Annotated in this window: 1 protein-coding gene and 1 rRNA gene; one reads left to right on the plus strand and one right to left on the minus strand. The window is 35.9% G+C overall.

Annotated features, from left to right (window positions below; all coding sequences use genetic code 11):
• The first annotated feature begins 73 nt into the window (after positions 1 to 73).
• Positions 74 to 1,504, plus strand: a complete 1,431-nt coding sequence (locus tag ACR2F7_RS10715; protein WP_432713559.1) for a glycosyltransferase — start codon at positions 74 to 76, stop codon at positions 1,502 to 1,504.
• Positions 1,505 to 1,734: 230 nt separating this feature from the next.
• On the opposite strand, the gene rrf is transcribed toward ACR2F7_RS10715, so the two are convergent.
• A 5S ribosomal RNA gene (gene rrf, locus ACR2F7_RS10720) occupies positions 1,735 to 1,845 on the minus strand.

Here is a 1,845-nt window from a genome sequence, read left to right on the forward strand (position 1 = left end):
ATCAGGCAAGATTATAAAGAAAAAGTATTACTAACCATGTATGGCCAGCTGTACAACCAAGTACATCAGCATCATGTCAACTGAGTTTTCTTTTATCATCCTCACCTTCAATGAAGCAATTCACTTACCGAGGTTATTAAATTCTATAGCTGCACTTGATGCTGAAACATTTGTGTTGGATTCTGGAAGTACTGACCAAACTTTACAAATTTGTGAAGCTCATCAAATATGTACGGCTTACCATCCCTTTGTTAACCATCCTCAGCAATGGGATCAGGCCTTAAATACCTTTCCCATTAAAACACCCTGGATCATTGGTTTAGATGCTGACCAGGTTGTTTCACCAGAACTATGCATACAGTTGCTGGCCTTTAAAAACAAAGATCACCTGCAGCTGGATGGGATCTACTTCAATCGCAAAAATATATATAAGGGAAAGTGGATTAAATATGGGGGTTATTATCCAAAATATTTATTAAAGATGTTCAGGTATCAAGTAGGCTACTCCGACTTAAATGAAAACATGGACCACAAATTTCAGGTTCCTGGTCAAACAACCATTTGGAAAAACGGGCATCTGGTTGAAGAAAATCTAAAAGAAAACAACTTCAAATTTTGGATAGAAAAGCATAACCGTTATAGTGACCTAATGGCTACCGAAGAAATAGAGCGAATGCATCATCAAAGGATCCAAAGTATTAAACCAAACTTATTCGGTTCACCCAATGAAAGAAACGCCTGGATGAAGCGGTTATGGTGGCAGCTCCCCTTATATATACGTCCTTTTCTCTATTTTATTTATAGGATGATTGTTCAGAGGGGAATACTTGAAGGAAAAACTGGAATATTTTTCCATATCATGCAAGGTTTGTGGTTCCGTTTAGTGGTAGACATAAAAATAGAAGAAAAACTGGAGGAAATTAAAATTAAAAAAAGACATACCATTCACCACCTTTCTATCAAAAAACATAAACCATTAAAATTCTTAGTGATATTTCCTGTGTTATTTTTTATCTTCTATTACTTCAATATAGCTATAATAGGTGTTAGTACGCCCGGTGGCTACTATAATGAGTATATTGCTCAACATTTAAATCACATCAACCAATGGAGACATTTTAACATCAGTACGACTGCAAGCCTCTTAAGAATGCTAGGATATGACGTATATACAGATCAGTTCAGGTTACACATTAAGGATGGAGGTGGTTTTATCCTGGTCCATTCTTGTTTGGGTTATGGGATACTGAGTTTGTTCAGCGCATTTATTCTTGCTTTTCCTAGACCATTGAGTCAAAAATTAGTATTTCTAGCCTTGGGAATTCTAGGATTTCAATTTTTAAATCTTACAAGGCTCTTGTTAATAGCTTTATATTGGAAACAGCTAACACTTCGATATCATTTAAATGCTCATGCTATTTTCAATTACACCATATATGTGGTTTTTGTAGGAGCAATTTATTTATGGATAAATCAAAAAGAAAAAAAGGGATCCCATCATTGACTAACAAGCCGTAGTATTAGTTGATAACCATCTGCCCTGTTTTTTGCTATGCTAAAACCCCATTATTCTAAACCTATAATAAAACAGCCAGCTAAAAAAAACAGAAAATAAAAAAGTGATATTGAATACTATAAACTTTACTTATTTACTCAGGCCCCTACACTGTGCTAAAAAAAGTTGTTTATAAACAAGAAAAGCCCGTAAGTTTACACTTACAGGCTTTCTTTAAGATTTGGCACCGACCTACTCTCCCACGTGTTACCGCAGTACCATCGGCTCTGGTGGGCTTAACTTCTCTGTTCGGAATGGGAAGAGGTGGACACCACCGATATAGGCACCTA

The sequence above is a fragment of the Pedobacter sp. genome (assembly GCF_045628745.1).
In the GTDB taxonomy this organism is placed as follows: Bacteria; Bacteroidota; Bacteroidia; order Sphingobacteriales; family Sphingobacteriaceae; genus Pedobacter.